This window comes from Demequina sp. NBRC 110051, from assembly GCF_002090055.1.
Lineage (GTDB): Bacteria > Actinomycetota > Actinomycetes > Actinomycetales > Demequinaceae > Demequina.
On record NZ_BBRH01000010.1, the window covers coordinates 183,951 to 202,640 of the forward strand.

Here is an 18,690-nt window from a genome sequence, read left to right on the forward strand (position 1 = left end):
GTGCCTACCAGCGCTCTAGTATTGCGGCAGCCGTGCTGAGCGGCTGATGAGGGGAAATGATGGCTGAGGACTTCGTGCCTGGAAACTCTGCGTTTTTGCCAGAGCCCAGGCCAGATGCATCACCTGCGCAGCGTGCCTTCGCTGAAGAGGCCGCTGCCGCTGGGGTGCAGTTTGCTGCGCGCCAGGCGCCCAAGGCCGGGTCCGCACCCTCGTTCGCCCCGCAGTCGGCGCCGTCGCCCGTGTCGGGCCAGGTGCCGCAGCGTCCTTCGACTGGTGCGGCGCCGCAGGTGCAGGCTCAGCGGCCCGCTGCGCAGGCCCCCGCAACTCAGGCCACCGCGGCCTCGGCCGGCACCGCAGCTGCCGCAGCCTCCCCGCGCCGCCTTGGAATGGGCGGGGACAACGAGGCGGGCTTCGACCTCGCCGGCGCACTCCGCGCCATGCTCGCCGCTGGTGCCTCCGACCTCCACATCAGCGCGGGTTCGCCGCCGATGATTCGCGTCGATGGGGGACTGGTCGCGGTCGAGGGCTTCGAGAAGCTCACGCCGGACAGCATCCAGCGGTCGATTTACAGCGTGATCACTCAGAAGCAGCGCGAGACGTTTGAGGAGCACCTCGAGCTCGACATGTCGTACTCGCTCATCGGCGAGGCACGCTTCCGCGTCAACATCTACAAGCAGCGCAACGCCATCGGCGCCGCGTTCCGTGTCATTCCTTACGAGATCAAGCCGCTCGAGGCGCTCGGCGTTCCTGCGACCGTGGGCCACTTTGCCGGCATGCCGCGCGGTCTGGTGCTCGTCACCGGCCCCACGGGTTCGGGCAAGTCGACCACGCTCGCCTCGCTCATCGACCTCATCAATCGCAACCGTGCGGACCACATCATGACGGTCGAGGACCCCATCGAGTTCCTCCACCGCCACAAGACCTCGCTGATCAACCAGCGCGAGGTCGGCACGGACACCAAGTCGTTTGCCAACGCGCTCAAGCACGTGCTGCGTCAGGACCCGGATGTCATCCTCATCGGTGAGATGCGTGACCTGGAGACCATCCAGGTGGCGCTCACGGCGGCCGAGACGGGCCACCTGGTGTTCGGAACCCTGCACACACAGGACACGGCGCAGACCATCTCGCGCATCATCGACGTGTTCCCGCCCGAGCAGCAGGCGCAGGTGCAGACGCAGCTCGGTTCCGCGCTGCAGGGTGTGGTGTGTCAGAACCTCATCAAGCGCAACGACGGCCCCGGCCGTGCGGTCGCCACCGAGGTCATGGTTGCGACGCCGGCCATCCGCAACCTCATCCGTGAGGGCAAGACGCACCAGATCTACTCGATGCTGCAGGCGGGCTCGCGCCAGGGTATGCACACCATGGACCAGCACCTCGCTGAGCTGGTGAAGTCGGGACGTATTTCGTACGAAGCCGGCGCGGAGGCGTGCCACCACTACGAGGACTTCAACCGCCTGTGTGGCCGTCAGATGCCCGGCCAGATGCAGGGGCAGATGTAGCCATGGCCGCCACCGACGTCAAGAAGTTCGACTACGCCGTCCGCGACAGCCACGGCAAGATCCAGAAGGGCTCCATCGAGGCGCCCTCCGAGTCTGCCGTCGCGACGCGCCTGAAGGACATGGGCCTGGCGCCGGTGTCCATCAGTGAAGCGAAGACGGGTGGCCTCAACGCCGAGATCAAGATCCCTGGCCTGAGCGATCGAATCAAGCTCAAGGACATCGCGATTATGTCGCGCCAGTTGGCGACGATGATCTCCTCGGGCCTATCGCTGTTGCGGGCGTTGACGATCCTCGCGGAGCAGACGGAGAACCCTGCACTGTCGCGGGTGATCCAGGAGGTGCGCAGCGATGTCGAGTCCGGAGTTTCCTTCTCCACAGCGCTGAGCAAGCACGAGACCTTCCCCCCGCTCATGGTCAACATGGTGCGTGCCGGTGAGGTAGGCGGTTTCCTCGACACCGTCCTCGAGTCCGTCGCCGTGAACTTCGAGGCCGACGTCAAGCTCCGCAACAAGGTGAAGTCCGCGATGACGTATCCGGTCGTGGTGTTCATCATCGCGATCCTGGCCGTGGTGGGCATGTTGCTGTTTATCGTGCCGGTGTTCGAGGACATGTTTACGGGCCTTGGGGGCGAGCTTCCGTGGCTGACGCAGATCCTCGTGACGATGTCGGACCTGCTGAAGATCCTGATCATTCCAATCATCATTGGTCTGTTCGTGCTGACGTACCTGTGGAACAAGAACAAGAACAAGGAATCGTTCCGCAACAAGGTGGAGCCGCTGTATCTGAAGGCGCCAGTGTTCGGCCCGCTCGCGCAGAAGATCGCCATCACCCGCTTCACCCGTAACCTCGGTTCAATGGTGCGCGCAGGAGTGCCGATCCTGCAGGCCCTCGACATCGTCGGCAAGACCTCGGGCAACATCGTCATCGAGCACGCCACCAACGACGTGCGTGAATCTGTCCGTACCGGCAACTCGCTGGCGAAACCGCTCGCGCAGCACGCGGTGTTCCCGCCCATGGTGGTACAGATGATGGCCGTCGGTGAGGACACCGGTGCGCTCGACACCATGCTCGACAAGATCGCCGACTTCTACGACGACGAAGTCGAGGCCACCACGGAGCAACTCACTTCGCTCATCGAGCCCATCATGATCGGCGTATTGGGCGGCATCGTCGGCTTCATGGTGATCGGCCTCTACATGCCTATCTTTTCAATCTTCGAACTCGTCCAATAGCACACAGACTTTGTCGAGCTGGGGGACCAGGACGGCAAAGGAGCCCGCGAGGGCTCTAGACCATAAATACGAACACAAACTCAAGGAGAGAGCACATGATTGCTCGAGTGCAGAACCGTCTGCGCGAGGACAAGGACCAGGGCTTCACCCTGATCGAACTCCTCGTGGTCATGATCATCATCGGCATTCTCGCCGCTATCGCCATCCCGCTGTTCCTCACGCAGCGCGAGAAGGCTCAGGACTCGGCCGCCAAGGCAGACGTGTCGACGCTGGGTAAGGAACTTGCCACCTACTATGTCGACAACACTGGTGCCGTCCCGACCATCAACGTTACGGGTGGCATGTACTACCTCGAGAACGGTGCGTCGGACAAGACCATCGGCAACGTGTCCGACAACGTTACGTTGATTGCGCCCGTAGGCAACGCATCGAAGTGGTGTGTTGGAACCAAGAATCCTGAGGGTGACGTCGCTGTGACCGGTTACCAGTACTCCTCTTCCGGTGGACTTGCCGAGGGTGACTGCACCACCTACTAATGCCTAGTTGAACCACCTTGGTGTGGGGCGGTGCCAGCGGCATTCACCGCCCCACACCGAGAGGTGTCGTCCCATTGGTTCGAAGGAGCGATCGATGAACTCGAAGTGTCGTAGCGTCTATCTGAGCGAACGTGAAGGCGGATTCACGCTCGTTGAGATGATCGTTGCGATGCTGATCTTGACGGTGGTGCTCGTTTCGTTAATCGGCGTGCAACTGTCGGCTGCGGTATCGGTCACTGAGGCGCGAAAGCTCGAACAGGCGTCAGCGCTGGCGAATGAGTCTTTGGAGCAATTGCGCGCAATCCCGTGGTCGGTACTGAGCCAGGGACTCCATCCGGACTTTCTCGTGCAATCGGGCGGTGACGACAACGTCGAGGACGGCAAACTCAAACTCGATGATCCGTCCAGAAGCGATCCGACACTTCTCGTAGCTGGCCCGGGCATACAAACGGGTCAGTGGTTGCCACTGTTTGACACGAATGGTTCGAACATGCAGGTCAAGCCAGATCCATCCGGCACCGGTGTGGTCTTCGAAGTCCGGACCTATCTGCTGACCCAAGGCGTGACGCAGGAGACCGGCACCCTCGGCGCGGTGGTCATCGTCGAGTGGGACGGGCGAAGCAGCGAGCGGCGCAAGACGATGATGGAGTCGACTATCTACCCCTCCGGGTGCGGTGACAATGCGACGAACCCGTTTGCCACCTCGTGCGAGCCGTACTTAGAGGGCAGCGCGTCGAGTGGGAAGATTAATGTAGGTGTTAGCGCGACTGACGACGCGGAGCCGAGATCAGCCCAGGCTCTTGGAGTTCCTGCCGACGCTGGCTTCTTTGAAGTTGGCATGAATACGGCCTCTGCCACATCGAAGTTGCAGAGTCAGCAGGTTGATCTCGCCGACGCATCAGTTGCATTTGGCGGCTCTATTCGAGGTTTTGAGAATCCCGAGAGTGACAGGATTCTTGAGGGATTCGCGCTGGAATCCGTGCGCGCATCGAGCGATCTCGCCGAGCAGGACCGCTGGCCGTTGCATGTAGGTTCCACAGCACGATCGCAATCCATCTCTGCGGAACAAACCGTTTCCGTCGGTGGAAGTCTCTCGGGCATCGACGTGCTAACGCGGTCTGATCGTGCGCGAGTGGGAACTATTGGCGCATCGATGGAGCAGGCGTGCTTTCCAGGCGTCGCGCCTGGCGAGACCTGCGGATTGTCGTCGATAGCACATAGCAGTTCCGACACCGGCGCAGCCTTCATGGAACTCGTTGTGAGCGGCCTACGTATCGAAGCCGTTGCGCAGACCACGTCGGGCAACGCCAATACGGATCGGGCCTGGACCGCGCGGTTCTCTGACGTTGGTGGTACCTCCGCGGTTGGATGCTCCGTCTTGACTGGCACCGGATGTGTCGCTGCGGGTGCGGAGCAGACGCTCTCGCCCGTCGCTATTGGACGCATGGTGACCGGTGACTGGACCGGGGAAGCTCCACTTGGCCTCGCAGTGCTAGACGGTGGATCGTGCCTAGCCGGCCACTACAGCGATTCGGTTACGCTGGAACTTGGACCCAATCAGTCGACTTCTAGTCCGGTGACTGCACGCTGTGGCGCCGTGCAACTGTGGAATGGCACGGACTACACCACAGTCGACATCGGTCTTGGAGGTACCAGCTCACCGCTCGTGTCAGACGAGGTGGAGTGGTCTGACGGGACGACCACTGTGACCGCGGTGGCTACCGTGTCGACTACGCCGGTCAGTTGGGCACTTCCCAGCGGGACTTGCCCGGACAGCGGATGCACTAAGTCGTCCGACGCGGGCACTGTCAGCATCAACACCCAGTATCGAGTGGATCTCGCCGGCGACGTCCACAATATCTCCGTGAGTATGGACGTGGTCGGTTCCAGCGCTCGGGCCGCGTTCAGCCAAGCGGGTGACATCGATGCTGAATAGCTTCCGCCTCAGAAAAGAGGAACACGGGTTCACACTCGTCGAACTCGTCGTGACCATGGCGGTATTCAGTGTCATCATGGCAATCGTATTTGCGGTACTGATTCAGATGATGGGTCTTACCAAAGAATCCGTGGCGCGCTCTGACTCGATCCAACAGGCGCGGCTTGGACTCTCTCAGATTGAACTTCAAGTGAGGTCCGGGGCAGTTATCCGTAACCCGGAAGCCGAGAACGTCGCTGATTCGGGGGCTAGCAAGTTCTATTCCATGCGGATCTTAACCGAGCTCAATGGCAATCCGACATGTGCGCAATGGCGCGTGGTTGACAGTGCGGGGTCGGGCCGTGGAAACCTAGAATTCCGGACTTGGGACCCTGCGTATCCCGTGGTAGAACAGGTGTCTGACTGGGGTGTCGTAGCGCGCGATCTAGTTCTGGTCGATGTCGCGCCTGAAGACAGCAGCGACATTGATCCTGAAGACGCTGGTACGTGGCCCCCGTTCTGGGTCGATGACTCTGTCGGCGGAGACACGGAAGCACAGTTTGTCAGAGTGACGTTGCGGCTCAAGAGTGCTGAACAATCAGAAAGTTCCAAGCCAACTTCGGTGACTACGATGGTTACCGGGCGCAACACCGTATTCGGTAACTACACGGACGAGAGTTGTTCGCCGGTACCAGCACCATGATGGCTTCGAACGTCGAGGGGACGGGTTGAGCGATGCCAAAGCTTTTGCACACAGATGACGACCGAGGCGTCGCCATAGTGGCGGCAGTGGGCGTAGCCCTCATCGGCGTGATACTAGCCACGCTTGTAGTCACCCAAACCATCGTAGTGACGCGCGACACTGCTCGTGATCGAGTTCGGACTACGGAGATTCACACCGCGGAGGGCGTCCTTGATGCCGCTTTGTACGACATGACGCGCAACCTTCCATGTGCATGGACCGACACCGAGATAGGTGCGGGAACTACTGCGACATTGGTTGAGGTGTCCGTGTTGTACTTCGACGAAAACAACGATCCGTTGACTACTTGTAGCGCCGGTCTCGTCGAAGGAGATGCCCGGTACGCAGTCGTTTCCGCTAAGTCGACACCGCTTGCGGAGGTCCCAGGCATTGACCCCGTGCGCACCATCGAGGCGACGGTTGAGCTTACGCCTCGCCAGGGCCTCTCAACCGGGACGACATTGTTCGCCGCGAGTACGACGCAGGGTACTAACAATGGCCGCGTCTTCTCGTCTGATCCAGATAACCCTGCCGGAATTTGGATCGACAGTGGAAACTTTAACTGCAATAGCAACTTCACAGTTGAGGGTGATGTTGTGGTTGTCGCTGGAGGCGCCAATCTGACAAACAACTGCGAGGTCTGGGGCGATTTGTGGGCTCGCGACTATGTGGTGTCGACCAGAGCGGCTAAGAACTCGGACCTAGTTGGTGGTGACACGACCGTTCGAAGTGGCAACCTATCGACCGACAAAGCTACTTCCTTTGGAGGCAGTCTCAGTGTCGGGGGACTCCTCACCGGTTGGGCTTTCCGCGACACTGACGTAGCGGGAACCATTTGTGCCGAGGGCCACGTCAACGACATCATGATGGGTCGAACCTACGTGCCATGTACTTCTTTCGTCGAGTTCGCGCAGCGCGGGTTCCCCGAGATCACGTTGGTGCCGTCAGACTGGACCGCAGAAGGATTTACGATTAAGTCTAAAGATGGCGCCAGTAGCTGGGCCCAGGATGTTCAGGCTACATGGGACATCAGTGACAAGCAGATAGCTAACTACACCGCGCAGCCTTGCTATATGTCAGGCACCTACGCGAAAAACCCCATCACCCTCACCGCGACGCCAACGGTGTACGACCTCACCTCATGTGACTTCAAGATTGATAGTGGTGTTGATATCCGGGTCAAGGCGGACACTGCGATCTTTGCGAACTCGTTCAGCTTTAATAACCAGGTCAATTTTATCTCGGACGATGGCGAACAGCACAATGTTTGGCTCATCGTTCCTGTGGGTGCGACTGGGAATCTTGCTACAAACACACATTTCACCATGGCTCCGCCGTTGGCTGCCTTCTTTTATGGCGCTAATTCGGTAAGTATCTCAAACAACTCTGCCAACCGAGGCCAGATTTATGGCAAGTCCTTGAACATCTCGAACAACCTCGACATAGAGCACGTGCCAATCGGGGTGCCGGGTGTCGACCTAGGGTCCACGGGGCTCGACGTGACCTCCTCGGGCTTCAACGTGGAAGTCATTAGCAAGCGAGAGCAGCAACAGGGCTAGATGCTGACCTCCTTGGCTGTCTTGGCGGGCCTACTTCTTGGGTCGTTTACCAATGTATTGATTGCCCGCATCCCTATCGGAGAGCAGTGGATCGCAGGATCGAGTCGTTGTCCCTCCTGCAGGTACGCCATCGCCTGGTTCGACAATATCCCCGTGCTTTCTTGGCTGGCGCTGCGAGGCAGGTGCCGTAACTGCAGGGCTCGGATCTCGGTCCGGTACCCCGTCACGGAACTCATCGTCGCGGGCTTGGTCGGCGCGGTGACATGGGTCTACGGTCTGAGCATCTTGACGGTGGTGTTGGCGGTGCTTGCGGTTTTCACGGTCGCACTCGTCGCAATCGACTTTGAGACTATGCGTCTGCCAACACCGCTTGTATGGTCAGCGCTCGGCACAGCCATGTTCGGCCTCGCGGTTGACGCCACTGTTGCCCAGGTGTGGCTGCCGTATGGCCGCGCGGTGCTGGGCGCCATGATCCTTGGCGGCGCGTACTTCGTCCTGTGGTTTGCGAAGCCGAATGGGCTTGGATTCGGGGACGTGCGGCTCGCCGTGGTGTTGGGTTTTGTCTCCGCATACTTGGGTTGGGCCGAGCTGGCCGTTACGGGAATTGCCGGCCCTGTGCTTGGCGCTGCCGGCGCTGTGGTTGTTGTGTGGCGAGCACGCAGGGTGTCAGGCGTGAAGATGCCGTTCGGTCCGTGGATGATTGTTGCATTTTGGTTGGGGGTCATCGTGGGTGACCTCATTGCTGAGACCTATGTGGGCTGGGTGGCGTCCTGGTAGCGGTCATTTGCGGGTTTTAGGTCGGTCGCAGTCGCGCCGATAGAGACGAAGACGAGCTGGGGAGGATTGGCTGTGGCAGTGAAACATCTTGGCGTCGACATCGGCGCCACCCACGTGCGCGTGGCGGAGGTGGAGTTCTCCGGGAAGGGCGCCGGTGCTGACGGCACCTTGACCGCGTTCGGTGCCGCGCCGCTCCCGCCTGGTGCGGTGCAGGCAGGTGAGGTGATCGAGGTCTCAACCGTTGCAGCGGCCCTCAAGCAGTTGCTCCACCAGACGGGCTGCTCGACCAAGGAAGCCATCCTCGGTGTGGGTGCGCCCAACGTTGTGGTGCGCGAACTAGACCTTCCGGCCATGCCTATGGCGCAGCTCAAGACGTCGTTGCCGTTCCAGGTTCAGGAGCTGCTGCCGATGTCGCCCTCGGAGGCGATGCTCGACTTCTTTCCGACCGCAGAGCATGCGGGGGAGAGCGGGTCACTCCTGCGGGGCGTCATGGTGGCCGCCCCCAAGTCTGTGGTGGCGCAGAATGTTCTGGCCGTCGAGAACGCCGGGCTTCGCCCCAAGGTTGTTGATCTGGGTGCGTTCTCGCTCTTGCGCAGCCAACTGACGTCGGAGACCGCCGGGAAGATTGCCGCGTTCGTGGACATTGGTGCGCGCGTCACTACGGTCGTGGTCGCCCAACATGGCGTTCCGCGCATGGTGCGCATCCTGCCTTCAGGCGGCCAGGACATGACCGATGCCGTGGCAACTGCTCTACAGATGGGGCACCAGGACGCCGAGCAGTTCAAGATGGCGGTGGGCCTGGGACAGTCCGGATCCCCGGAGACCCAGGTGGGTAGCGAGGCCCTGGTCACCGCGGCGCGGTCGCTCGTGGAATCGATTCGCAACACCTTTGTGTTTTATGCGTCCAACAACCCGGGTGCGCCGCTCGAGCACGTCGTGATCACCGGCGGCGGCTCGCTAATGTCGGGCCTGGGGCAGTTCCTCGCCAGCGCAAGCCGTGTGCCTGTGAGTTTTGGCAACGCCTTCGGACGGGTCACCCCGTCGAAGAAGCTCAAGAGTGAGGCCATGCAAGGCAATGAGGTGCGCGGCGCCATGGCCGTGGGTCTCGCGTTCGGAGAGATGTCATGAACCCGGTCCCCGCCGCGATTGGCGCACCCCACGTCCCGCAGGTCAACCTGCTCCCACCAGAAGTCGAGGCCAAGCGATCGGCCGCGCGCACGCGCGTGAAGCTGCTCATCGCGCTGATTCTATTTGTGGTGCTGATCGCCGCTGCGTGGTTCTTCGCCAGGTCGCTGCGCGTGGCCGCGGAGGACGAGCTTGGGGCCGAGCAGGTGCGAACCACGGAACTCCAGGCCGAGCTGGCGAGCTACAGCTACCTCAACGTCCTCGCGGACGTCTACGACAACTCTGTCGCGGCACGTGCCTACGTGGGTGCCACGGACATTGAATGGGCCAGCCAGTTGACGGCCTTGACCGGGGCTCTGCCCGATGACGTGGCTTGGGACACCATCCAAGTGACTCAGTCCTCCCCCTCGAGTGGTTCCATCACGGCGCCCACGGTGTTCACCAACCTCGGTGTGGGCACGGTGACGTTTGCTGGAACGTCCGCGGAGCCCATCATCATGGCCGACTACATCGAGGCCGTCGATGCGCTACCCGGCTACGCAGACACGTGGATCGACGCGCAGCAGATTGTGGAAGCTGACGGGTCGGTGTCCTGGTCATACTCCGGGTCGACCACTGTCACCATCAACGCGCTCTCGGGTCGCATCGCGACCACGCAGACCGAGGTGCCGCCGGAGATCATGGCGTTCTATGAAGATCCCGATGACGCCGAAGCCGCGACCTCCGAGGAGGCGAACTGATGAACAGCCAGCAAAGCAACGGCCTGTGGTACCTCGGTGCCGGACTGGTGGCGGCGATTCTCGGCATTCTTGGATGGTTCCTGCTGATCTCGCCGGAATTGGATGCAGCCACGGTGGCGAGCGAGAACACGGACATCGCACGCGATCAGAACGACCTTCTCGAATTGCAAATCGCACGCATGCAAGCGTTGGAGGAAGAGGCGCCCCTGTGGCGCGAGGAGATCGCGAAGATCTCGATGGACCTCCCTCCGATGCCCGAGGAGCCCGACACTATTCGCCTGTTGGTAACGACGCTCGAGGACGCCGAGTTGCCTGTGACGGGTATCACCTACGGACGTCCCGTCGCGATCGTGCCCAATGCGGAATCCGCACTTCCTGCGGAGACTGAGGCAACGGAGCAAGGCGCCGAGGAAAGTGACGCCGCGGCAACGCCGACGGCTACGCCGGAGACCGATGCCACGGCGTCACCCGCTCCCACCGAAGGCGACGCGGCACCGGCTGAGACCATGGGACCCGCCTTCGCGGGCCTCTATGGCATGCAGGTGACATTCCAGTTGAACGGTGCGCCCGAGACGATTCTCGACGTGCTGAACACCCTTGCGACCCAGAACGAACGGTTCTTCACGATCTCCAGCCTCAACGTTACTGGGGCAGGGGAAACTGAGGGAACGGATGCGCAGCCTGCGCTCACCGAGGACGACTGGTCGGTTCAGGTCACCGGCCTGGTCTTCAGCCTGACCGAGGACGGACGCACGGTACCGAGCGACGAGGAGGGCTCCGTGCCAGAATTCAGCGGCAGTGCCGTCGACAACGTGTTCGCGCCATTGAGTGGGACGGCGGCGGCCGAGTAGCTATCGCGTCGTTGTTCACGAGGCGCCCCTCCGCGGAATGCGGAGGGGCGCCTCTGCTTCTGCCACAATGACACCCATGCTCAGATGGCTCACCGCAGGCGAATCCCACGGTCCAGCTCTAGTCGGCACCCTCGAGGGCCTTCCCGCAGGGGTGCAGGTCACGTCCGCCGATGTGCAGGCGGCTCTTGCCCGCCGCCGGCTTGGATATGGCCGCGGCGCCCGTATGAACTTCGAGCAGGACGTCGTGACGTTCCTGGGCGGGCTCCGCCACGGCGTGAGCCAGGGCGGTCCCATGGCTATTCAAGTGGGCAACACCGAATGGCCCAAGTGGGAGACGGTCATGAGCGCTGATCCCGTTGACCCCGCCGAACTGACCGGAGCCCGTGCTGCAGCGCTGACGCGCCCGCGTCCCGGTCACGCCGACCTGGTCGGCATGACCAAGTACGGCTTTGACGATGCACGCCCCGTGCTGGAACGTGCCTCGGCGCGTGAGACTGCCGCACGTGTGGCGCTGGGCACGGTCGCCGAGGCGTTCTTGGAGCAGGCTGCGGGCGTAAAGCTCGTCTCGCACACCACCCAGGTGGGCCCCGTGCGCGTGCCCGACGACGCCCCGCTTCCACCGGCGGACGCGACCGAGGCGTTGGACGCCGACCCGATTCGCTGCTTCCACCCGGAGACTTCCGAGGCGATGATCGCTGAGATCGACGCCTGCCAAAAGGACGGCGACACCCTCGGTGGCGTGGTCGAGGTCGTGGCGTACGGGCTTCCTGTGGGTATCGGCAGCCACGTGCACTGGGATCGTCGACTGGACGCGCGGCTCGCAGCGGCGCTCATGGGCATCCAGGCCATTAAGGGTGTCGAGGTCGGCGACGGCTTCCGTACGGCCGGCCGCCGTGGATCGCAGGCGCACGACGAGATCGAGTACACAGACCGCACCGTCACGCGGCGCACCAACCGTGCGGGTGGCGTCGAGGGCGGTATGACGAACGGCGAGCCCCTGCGGGTCTCCGCTGCGATGAAGCCCATCAGCACCGTGCCGCGCGCGCTCGACACGATCGACACTGCGACGGGTGAAGCTGCGAAGGCAATCCACCAGCGCTCGGACGTGTGTGCTGTAGCTCCCGCTGCCGTGGTCGCCCAGGCTATGGTCGCGCTGACGCTTGCCGACTCGCTGCTCGAGAAGTTCGGTGGCGACTCGGTGGCGGAGGTGCGACGCAACGTCGAGTCCTATGTCGCCGCGATCCCGGACCACCTGCGCTGATGCCGCACCCCCGCGTCGTCCTCATCGGCCCTCCCGGGTCCGGCAAGTCATCGGTGGGCCGTGCGTTGGGCCGATCCTTGGGCGTGCCATGGCGGGATACCGACGAGGACATCGCCGCGCGTGCGGGGAAGTCGATCCCCGACATCTTCCTCGACGACGGCGAGGGCGCATTCCGCGAGCTCGAGGAGACGGCCGTGGCCGACGCCCTCGCGTCGCACGAGGGGGTGCTGTCGCTCGGCGGAGGCGCCATCCTTCGCGAGGCGACCCAAGAGCGGGTCCGGGCTGCGGCACGAGCCGGCAGCAAGGTTGTGTTTCTCGACGTGTCGCTCCGTGCGGCGTCGCCTCGCGTGGGCCTCAATAAGTCGCGTCCACTACTCATGGGCAATCCACGCCAGCAGTGGCTCTCGCTCATGGAGGCACGCCGCCCCATTTACGAGGCTCTGGCGACGGAGACGATTTTGACCGACGACCTCACCGCGGCGCAGGTGGCGCAGGTGATCGAGCAGGGGAGTGACGCGTGACGCGCACCATTACCGTGGCCACGGCGCAGCCGTATGACGTGACCATCGGCGGCGGATTGCTGCAGACTGCGGTCGACGCCCTGCCCGAAACGGCGACACGTGTGCTCGTCGTACATTCGGCGCCCCTGCGCCAGACGGCAGATATCCTCCGCGCCCGCATCGAGGCGACCGGGCGCACACCGGTGCTTGCCGAGGTTCCAGATGCGGAGAACGGCAAGACTGCCGAGGTCGCCGCATTCCTGTGGCAGGTGCTTGGCAAGTCGGACTTCACCCGGTCCGATGTCATGGTTGGCCTGGGTGGGGGAGCGGTCACGGACCTCGCAGGCTTTGTTGCGGCTACGTGGCTGCGCGGTGTTGGCGTGATCCACATCCCGACGACGGTGCTGGCGATGGTCGACGCCGCCGTGGGCGGCAAGACTGGGATCAACACCACCGAGGGGAAAAACCTGGTGGGTGCGTTCCACGAGCCGCTGGCTGTTTGGTGCGACCTCGACATGCTCGCGACCCTGCCCGCGAACGACCGCGTCGCCGGCTTGGCAGAGGTCGTGAAGGGCGGCTTCATTGCCGACCCGGTGATCTTGGACCTTGTCGAGGAGCATGCGGAAGCGCTGCGCGAAGAGACCCTTTCCGATTCGGCGCTATCGGTGCTCGAGGAGCTCATCGCCCGCAAGGTCCAGGTCAAGGCCGACGTGGTCGCTGCCGACCTCAAGGAGTCCTTCCAGCGGGAGATCCTCAATTACGGCCATACCTTTGGTCACGCGATCGAATACACCGAGCGATACCAGTGGCGTCACGGTGCGGCGGTTTCGGTAGGCATGGTGTTCGCGGCCGAACTTGCTCACCTTGCAGGGCGTCTGGACGAGGCCTCGGTTGACCGCCACCGCGCGATCCTGTCGTCGCTTGGGTTGCCGACCACGTACGCCGGTGACAAGTGGGACGCCCTGTCGACGGCAATGCGCCGTGACAAGAAGACCCGTGGAGACCTGCTGCGCTTTGTGGTACTCCAGGGCATCGGCCATCCGGTCCGCCTCGAGGGACCCGATCCGACGCTGCTGCTCGGCGCGTACGACGCAGTGTCGCGGCCTGCGGAGCACACGGGCGTGGTCTCGCTAGGCTGACGGGCATGAGCACCGTCCTCGTCGCCAATGGCCCTAACCTGGGGCGCCTGGGCACCCGCGAGCCCGAGAAGTACGGCTCGACCACCTTCGACGAGATTGCCGCGCTGTGCATGCAGTGGGGGAGCGAGGTCGGCCTCGAATCCGTGGTGCGTCAGACCGACGACGAGGCCGAGCTGGTGCACTGGATGCACGAGGCCGTCGACAACGGTTGGCACGTGGTGCTCAATCCTGCGGCTTTTACGCATTACAGCTACGCACTACGCGACGCGTGTGCGTTGGTCACCGCAGCCGGGCTGGCGCTCATGGAGATTCACCTCACCAACCCCCACACCCGCGAGGAGTTCCGGCACACGTCCGTGATCAGCGGCGTAGCGACGGGCGTGATCGCGGGACTGGGGACCGACTCCTACCGGCTGGCGATCGACGCGATAGGCGCGCGGGCCTGAAAGGTCCGTACGGCATCGGCCGTCCTCGCCCCGTACAGCGGCCGCGCCAGGTAGACTTTCCGACGGCTCTTTTACGAAACTTCACAAGGACAACACTCATGGCGACCTCGAACGACATCAAGAACGGCTCCGTGCTCAACCTCGACGGCAACCTCTGGTCCGTCATCGAGTTCCAGCACGTGAAGCCCGGCAAGGGCGGCGCCTTTGTCCGCACCAAGATGAAGAACGTGCTCTCGGGCAAGGTCGTCGACAAGACGTTTAACGCCGGCACCAAGGTCGACTTCGAGACCGTCGACCGTCGCACCATGCAATACCTCTACAACGACGGCACCTCGTACGTGTTCATGGACCCCGACACGTTCGACCAGGTCAACGTGTCGCCCGAAGTCATGGGCTCGGCCACCGACTACCTGCTCGAGAACGAGAACGCGACCATCGGCTCGCACAATGGCAACCCGATCTTCCTGGAGCTTCCCGCCTCCGTGGTCCTCGAGGTCACCTACACCGAGCCCGGCCTGCAGGGCGACCGCTCGTCCGGTGGCACCAAGCCCGCCACGCTCGAGACGGGTAAGGAGATCCAGGTGCCGCTGTTCCTTGAGGCCGGCACCAAGGTCAAGGTCAACACCGAGTCGGGCGACTACCTCGGCCGCGTGAACGACTGACGCATCTTCATACAAAGCCCGCGTGCCCTAGTGGTGCGCGGGCTTTGTTCTGCCACTCTTGGCGCCGTGACAAACGGATTTCGTGCGACAACGGCCACTCTCCTTGCACGACGGCCGGATGTCCCACGGCACTTCAACTGGTGGTGGGCAAGTGTTGCGGTGGCGACCGCAGTGGGCGTCTACGTCGCGACCGCCTGGGGCGTCGAGACGCCGGCGTACGCGCTTGACGAGATCGTCATGGTGGGCAACTCTCGAGTGCTCGCTCAGGTAGACCCCACATGGCAACTTGTCGGTGCGGGCTTCATGCCGGGTCTCGCTGTTTTCATGGCTCCCGTGTGGTGGCTCACGCACGATCCTCAGGTGATCTATGAGGTGGGTATCTGGCTGACGGTCCTGTTCGCGCTCGTGACGATCTGGCCTCTGTCACGTGTGGTGCGCTGGTTCGGCGCAACCACCAGTACGAGCGTGACGATCGCAGCAGTCGTCATGATGGCGCCGAGCCGGACATTGCTGTCGAACTGGCTCTTCTCGGAGTCGCTCCTGTTGCTCTGGCTGACAGTACTGATTCTGGCCACAAAGCGATTGAGTACTAGGTGGGACATACGCGCGGCGCTGCTATTCGGCGTGCTGGTCGGTGCTGTGGTCTTGAGTCATGGTCGTGGTGTCGCTATCGCACTTGCCGCGGGCGTCTGGTGTCTTACGCAGCTTCGCCGTGGACGTTTGAAGATTCCGGTCATCGCCGCGAGCGTCGCGGTGGTGGCATCTGTGAGCGCATACGGCATCTACCTGTACTGCACGAGGTCCCTGTTCGGCGCGGATCGACGCGCTGCTCTTGTGGCGGACTCGGCCTCGCACTTCGCCATTGACACTGTATCTGGACTCGTCGCGGGACAACTCTGGTACGTGACGCTTGCCTGGCCGCTCGTCGGGATCGTAGGTGCGATGGTCGTCATTCGTCGTACGCGGTGCGATCCAGCGATGATCTTCGTCGCCCTGGCAGCTTTCGTATTGTTCATGCTCTCGGTCAACCAGATGATCGGTCCAGGTGACGGGTACAACCGGATCGACACATGGTTTTACGGGCGGTACACAGACCCCATCTGGACCATCTTCGCGGCGGTTGGCATCGCGGTCGTGCTCCGCGTGCGCTCGGTTGTTCTGACTTCCATCGCTGTCGGGACGACCGTGCTGATCGGGACGGCAATGTGGTTCCTGACGGTGCCGCACATTCCGAGCAATCAGTTTTGGGAGGTGGTCCACATTGCTGGAGTTGCGCCCTGGCTGAGCCTCGCTAACTACGCGGACTCCGGGGCCCAGAATTGGCTGTGGCTGAGTTATGAGCCTGCTGTCGTGGCGCTTTTACTCGGTGTCCTTGCCTGGATCGGATACTGGCTGTTGCCTACTCTCGCTGTCCTCTGGGTTGGCCTGACCTATGCGGGTGACACCCGTGGCATCGGGATCGTGCAAGGGCCCCGCGAGGCGGGTGACGGCGAGCCTGTGGGGATGCAGTTCCCAGATCAGGTGGCTATTGGTGCTGACCCGCGGCTTGGCCAGCGGATCAACAGCCTTGCGATGGCCTACGGAGACCGGCCCATCATGATCATTGATTCGGATGAGGCGCTGGGCGAGGTCGATGTCATCTACACGCGCGCCCAGGACCCAGCACCCGCGGAGGACGGCGCCATGGTGCTGACCGAGGCGGACGCTGGCCTCCAAGTGATGTGGGTGTACCCGGGGCCGCTCCAGGACCAACTGCAGGCTGAAGGTCGGCTCAGTGCGGAGGCCGAGTGGGCTGGGATCGGAGAGCTTCCCGATGCGCCGGTAGACTCGTCCACTATGACTTCCGACTCCAGCGCCGACTTGGCCACACGACCGTGAGCGCGCGTACCAAGGCACGCAAGCGCGCACTCGACGTCCTCTTTGAGGCAGAGCAGCGCGGCATCAACGTGGGCGCCGTCCTCGAGGAGCGACTGGCACACCCCGGTCACCAACACCCGTTGCCCGAGTACGCGCAGCAGATTGTGCGCGGAGTGGTAGACCGCTGGCTTGAGCTGAACTCGATCATCGAGGACGCCTCCACGTCGTGGAGCCTCGAACGCATGCCCGCGGTGGACCGGAACCTCATCCGTATCGGCGCGTGGGAGATCCTGTGCAACGACGAGGTCGCGACCGCCGTGGCAATCGATGAGGCCTGCGATCTCGCGGCTGAGTTATCGACCGACGAGTCGCCGACGTTCGTGAATGGCGTTCTAGGGCGCATTGCTCGGGATGCGCCGGCACTTGGTTCGACTGCGCTATCGGCCACTGACGACCGGGCCGATAGCTAGTTCGACGTCGTCTATCGGGATGGGACCGTGGTTGCTGGCTGCCGTGTCACTCGGACACGACGCGGTCTGCGAGGAAGGCATGCCGAACGACGCTGGAAGCGGAATGATGCGGCATGTCGGACGATGATGCTCGCGTCTGATGCTCCAGGCCCAGTTGTGCGGCGCGCCAGTCGGTGAGCGTCCTGAGCTGGGCGTCGTTCTGTGCTCGGAGGCCGTCCCACGATCCGCGTATCAACCATGCCAACTTGGCGAACCGGTCGTTAGGCTCACGCAGAGCCTTGAATGCGAGTCCCAGGGAAGCCGACAGACCCGTCACGAAGAACATGGGCGATCTAAGAGCGTACGGCGCGCACACCACGAGCCTGTTCCGCGCGAGAAAGTAGTACCAAACGCGAGACTTCCCTTCGATTTCACCGCGCCGCGAGGATCCGCCGGTTCGGTGCCAGACGCGCGCATCGCGCACAACGAAGAGGCGACTGCCGGTTCGAGACGCACGGATACACAGATCGGTGTCTTCCCAGTACAAGAAGAGCGGCTCGCGGAATCCGCCAAGCTCGCGCCACCGTCCTAGTCGCATCATCATTGCGGCTCCGGTAAGGAAGTTGACCTGACGGTAGCGATCCCTCGGTGCACTGTGAAAATGGCGTGTGAAGCCCGCCAGTCGATGGAACTTGCCGCCACCAAACCACACCCGCTCGTCATGGCCCGAATAGAGAGTCGGACTCACGATGTCGCGAGCGTCCAAATCGTTCAACGCTCGAAGCATGGTTTCAACTGCACGGTCGTCCGATGCGGTGTCGGGGTTAAGAATTCAAACGAGGTCGTCGTCGGGCGCGTCGATCGCTGATACGGCGCGATTGACTCCAGCGCCGAAACCCACATTTGTCTCGAGACCAAGGTAGGCCGCGCCTTGAGTGTTCTCAGTTGCCCGTCTGGCGAAGTTGGCTTCCGCGCTCGACGATCCGTTGTCGATCACCGTGATTGACGCAATTCGCGCGCTGGTCAACGAACCCAGGCAACTGGCTAGGTCTACTGAGTTCTCATAATGGACTATCACTACGTGTACGGCGGCGTCCCTCAACGCTTCCCCCGATCAGACGGATTGCCCGCCATCGTTCTTCCACAGCCGCGTGGAACTGGCTGAATAGTAGCCGAGCTCAGTTGACTGTCTCGGCGCCCGTGCCTAGTTCTTCGTCCACTTTTGGCGGCGACTGGAGTAGAAACCCGAGTTCGGTCAACGCCGCGGGGGTGCGCTGCCTCAGGATGCAGGCCGAGGAGGATCGTTGCGGTGGTTGGCCCAGGCGCGCACTGTTTGGCAGCCCGCCGGTCGCGGTGACCGCATGGAGCGCGAGCGCTGCGGTCGTTTCGCATATTCACGT

The 18,690-nt window shown here is 62.7% G+C and carries 18 protein-coding genes; 17 read left to right on the plus strand and 1 reads right to left on the minus strand.

Features of this window, described 5'->3' with window-relative positions:
• Positions 1 to 59 precede the first annotated feature (59 nt).
• From B7K20_RS05615 to nusB, 17 genes are all read left to right on the plus strand, one after another.
• The gene (locus tag B7K20_RS05615) at positions 60 to 1,499 is read left to right on the plus strand and encodes a type IV pilus twitching motility protein PilT (RefSeq protein WP_084101453.1); all 1,440 of its coding nucleotides are present in this window, start codon (positions 60 to 62) and stop codon (positions 1,497 to 1,499) included.
• Between the two features lie 2 nt (positions 1,500 to 1,501).
• Positions 1,502 to 2,731: a type II secretion system F family protein gene (locus tag B7K20_RS05620; protein WP_084101396.1), complete on the plus strand. Its 1,230-nt coding sequence runs from the start codon at positions 1,502 to 1,504 to the stop codon at positions 2,729 to 2,731.
• A gap of 95 nt (positions 2,732 to 2,826) precedes the next feature.
• Positions 2,827 to 3,267, plus strand: coding sequence for a type II secretion system protein (locus tag B7K20_RS05625; protein WP_084101398.1), 441 nt, complete (start codon positions 2,827 to 2,829; stop codon positions 3,265 to 3,267).
• 94 nt (positions 3,268 to 3,361) lie between these two features.
• The gene (locus B7K20_RS05630; protein WP_084101400.1) at positions 3,362 to 5,203 is read left to right on the plus strand and encodes a prepilin-type N-terminal cleavage/methylation domain-containing protein; all 1,842 of its coding nucleotides are present in this window, start codon (positions 3,362 to 3,364) and stop codon (positions 5,201 to 5,203) included.
• Entirely contained in the window at positions 5,193 to 5,885 is a 693-nt protein-coding gene (locus B7K20_RS05635) for a PilW family protein (RefSeq protein ID WP_084101402.1), read from the plus strand. The genes B7K20_RS05630 and B7K20_RS05635 overlap by 11 nt, the downstream gene beginning before the upstream one ends.
• An 86-nt stretch (positions 5,886 to 5,971) precedes the next feature.
• Complete coding sequence (locus tag B7K20_RS12860; protein WP_144018554.1) at positions 5,972 to 7,483, plus strand: hypothetical protein; 1,512 nt, start codon at positions 5,972 to 5,974, stop codon at positions 7,481 to 7,483.
• Complete coding sequence (locus tag B7K20_RS05645) at positions 7,484 to 8,260, plus strand: A24 family peptidase (protein ID WP_084101405.1); 777 nt, start codon at positions 7,484 to 7,486, stop codon at positions 8,258 to 8,260.
• 72 nt (positions 8,261 to 8,332) lie between these two features.
• Complete coding sequence (pilM, locus tag B7K20_RS05650) at positions 8,333 to 9,388, plus strand: type IV pilus assembly protein PilM (protein ID WP_084101407.1); 1,056 nt, start codon at positions 8,333 to 8,335, stop codon at positions 9,386 to 9,388.
• Entirely contained in the window at positions 9,385 to 10,125 is a 741-nt protein-coding gene (locus B7K20_RS05655; RefSeq protein WP_084101409.1) for a hypothetical protein, read from the plus strand. The genes pilM and B7K20_RS05655 overlap by 4 nt, the downstream gene beginning before the upstream one ends.
• Entirely contained in the window at positions 10,125 to 10,976 is an 852-nt protein-coding gene (locus tag B7K20_RS05660; RefSeq protein WP_084101411.1) for a hypothetical protein, read from the plus strand. Before B7K20_RS05655 ends, B7K20_RS05660 begins: the two co-directional genes overlap by 1 nt.
• 76 nt (positions 10,977 to 11,052) lie before the next feature.
• Positions 11,053 to 12,237 carry a chorismate synthase gene (gene aroC, locus B7K20_RS05665; protein ID WP_084101413.1) on the plus strand — a complete coding sequence of 395 codons (1,185 nt, stop codon included), beginning with the start codon at positions 11,053 to 11,055 and terminating at the stop codon, positions 12,235 to 12,237.
• Positions 12,237 to 12,758 (plus strand): shikimate kinase, encoded by a 522-nt coding sequence (locus tag B7K20_RS05670; protein WP_084101415.1) that lies wholly within the window; start codon positions 12,237 to 12,239, stop codon positions 12,756 to 12,758. Before aroC ends, B7K20_RS05670 begins: the two co-directional genes overlap by 1 nt.
• Positions 12,755 to 13,876, plus strand: coding sequence for a 3-dehydroquinate synthase (gene aroB, locus B7K20_RS05675; protein WP_084101417.1), 1,122 nt, complete (start codon positions 12,755 to 12,757; stop codon positions 13,874 to 13,876). The genes B7K20_RS05670 and aroB overlap by 4 nt, the downstream gene beginning before the upstream one ends.
• A gap of 5 nt (positions 13,877 to 13,881) precedes the next feature.
• A complete protein-coding gene (locus B7K20_RS05680) occupies positions 13,882 to 14,322 on the plus strand; it encodes a type II 3-dehydroquinate dehydratase (RefSeq protein WP_084101419.1) in 441 nt (146 codons plus the stop codon).
• Positions 14,323 to 14,420: 98 nt separating this feature from the next.
• On the plus strand, positions 14,421 to 14,984 hold the full coding sequence (efp, locus tag B7K20_RS05685) for an elongation factor P (protein WP_084101422.1): 564 nt from the start codon (positions 14,421 to 14,423) through the stop codon (positions 14,982 to 14,984).
• A 171-nt stretch (positions 14,985 to 15,155) separates the two neighbouring features.
• The gene (locus B7K20_RS05690; protein WP_084101424.1) at positions 15,156 to 16,862 is read left to right on the plus strand and encodes a hypothetical protein; all 1,707 of its coding nucleotides are present in this window, start codon (positions 15,156 to 15,158) and stop codon (positions 16,860 to 16,862) included.
• Positions 16,859 to 17,311, plus strand: a complete 453-nt coding sequence (nusB, locus tag B7K20_RS05695) for a transcription antitermination factor NusB (protein WP_084101426.1) — start codon at positions 16,859 to 16,861, stop codon at positions 17,309 to 17,311. Before B7K20_RS05690 ends, nusB begins: the two co-directional genes overlap by 4 nt.
• Positions 17,312 to 17,357: 46 nt before the next feature.
• On the opposite strand, the gene B7K20_RS05700 is transcribed toward nusB, so the two are convergent.
• Entirely contained in the window at positions 17,358 to 18,065 is a 708-nt protein-coding gene (locus tag B7K20_RS05700) for a glycosyltransferase family 2 protein (protein ID WP_159449337.1), read from the minus strand.
• Positions 18,066 to 18,690 lie beyond the last annotated feature (625 nt).

Coding starts and splice junctions, on each gene's coding strand:
- B7K20_RS05615 (WP_084101453.1), top strand. CDS start 60: ATGGCTGAGGACTTCGTGCCTGGAAACTCTGCGTTTTTGCCAGAGCCC.
- B7K20_RS05620 (WP_084101396.1), top strand. CDS start 1,502: ATGGCCGCCACCGACGTCAAGAAGTTCGACTACGCCGTCCGCGACAGC.
- B7K20_RS05625 (WP_084101398.1), top strand. CDS start 2,827: ATGATTGCTCGAGTGCAGAACCGTCTGCGCGAGGACAAGGACCAGGGC.
- B7K20_RS05630 (WP_084101400.1), top strand. CDS start 3,362: ATGAACTCGAAGTGTCGTAGCGTCTATCTGAGCGAACGTGAAGGCGGA.
- B7K20_RS05635 (WP_084101402.1), top strand. CDS start 5,193: ATGCTGAATAGCTTCCGCCTCAGAAAAGAGGAACACGGGTTCACACTC.
- B7K20_RS05645 (WP_084101405.1), top strand. CDS start 7,484: ATGCTGACCTCCTTGGCTGTCTTGGCGGGCCTACTTCTTGGGTCGTTT.
- B7K20_RS05655 (WP_084101409.1), top strand. CDS start 9,385: ATGAACCCGGTCCCCGCCGCGATTGGCGCACCCCACGTCCCGCAGGTC.
- B7K20_RS05660 (WP_084101411.1), top strand. CDS start 10,125: ATGAACAGCCAGCAAAGCAACGGCCTGTGGTACCTCGGTGCCGGACTG.
- aroC (WP_084101413.1), top strand. CDS start 11,053: ATGCTCAGATGGCTCACCGCAGGCGAATCCCACGGTCCAGCTCTAGTC.
- B7K20_RS05670 (WP_084101415.1), top strand. CDS start 12,237: ATGCCGCACCCCCGCGTCGTCCTCATCGGCCCTCCCGGGTCCGGCAAG.
- B7K20_RS05680 (WP_084101419.1), top strand. CDS start 13,882: ATGAGCACCGTCCTCGTCGCCAATGGCCCTAACCTGGGGCGCCTGGGC.
- efp (WP_084101422.1), top strand. CDS start 14,421: ATGGCGACCTCGAACGACATCAAGAACGGCTCCGTGCTCAACCTCGAC.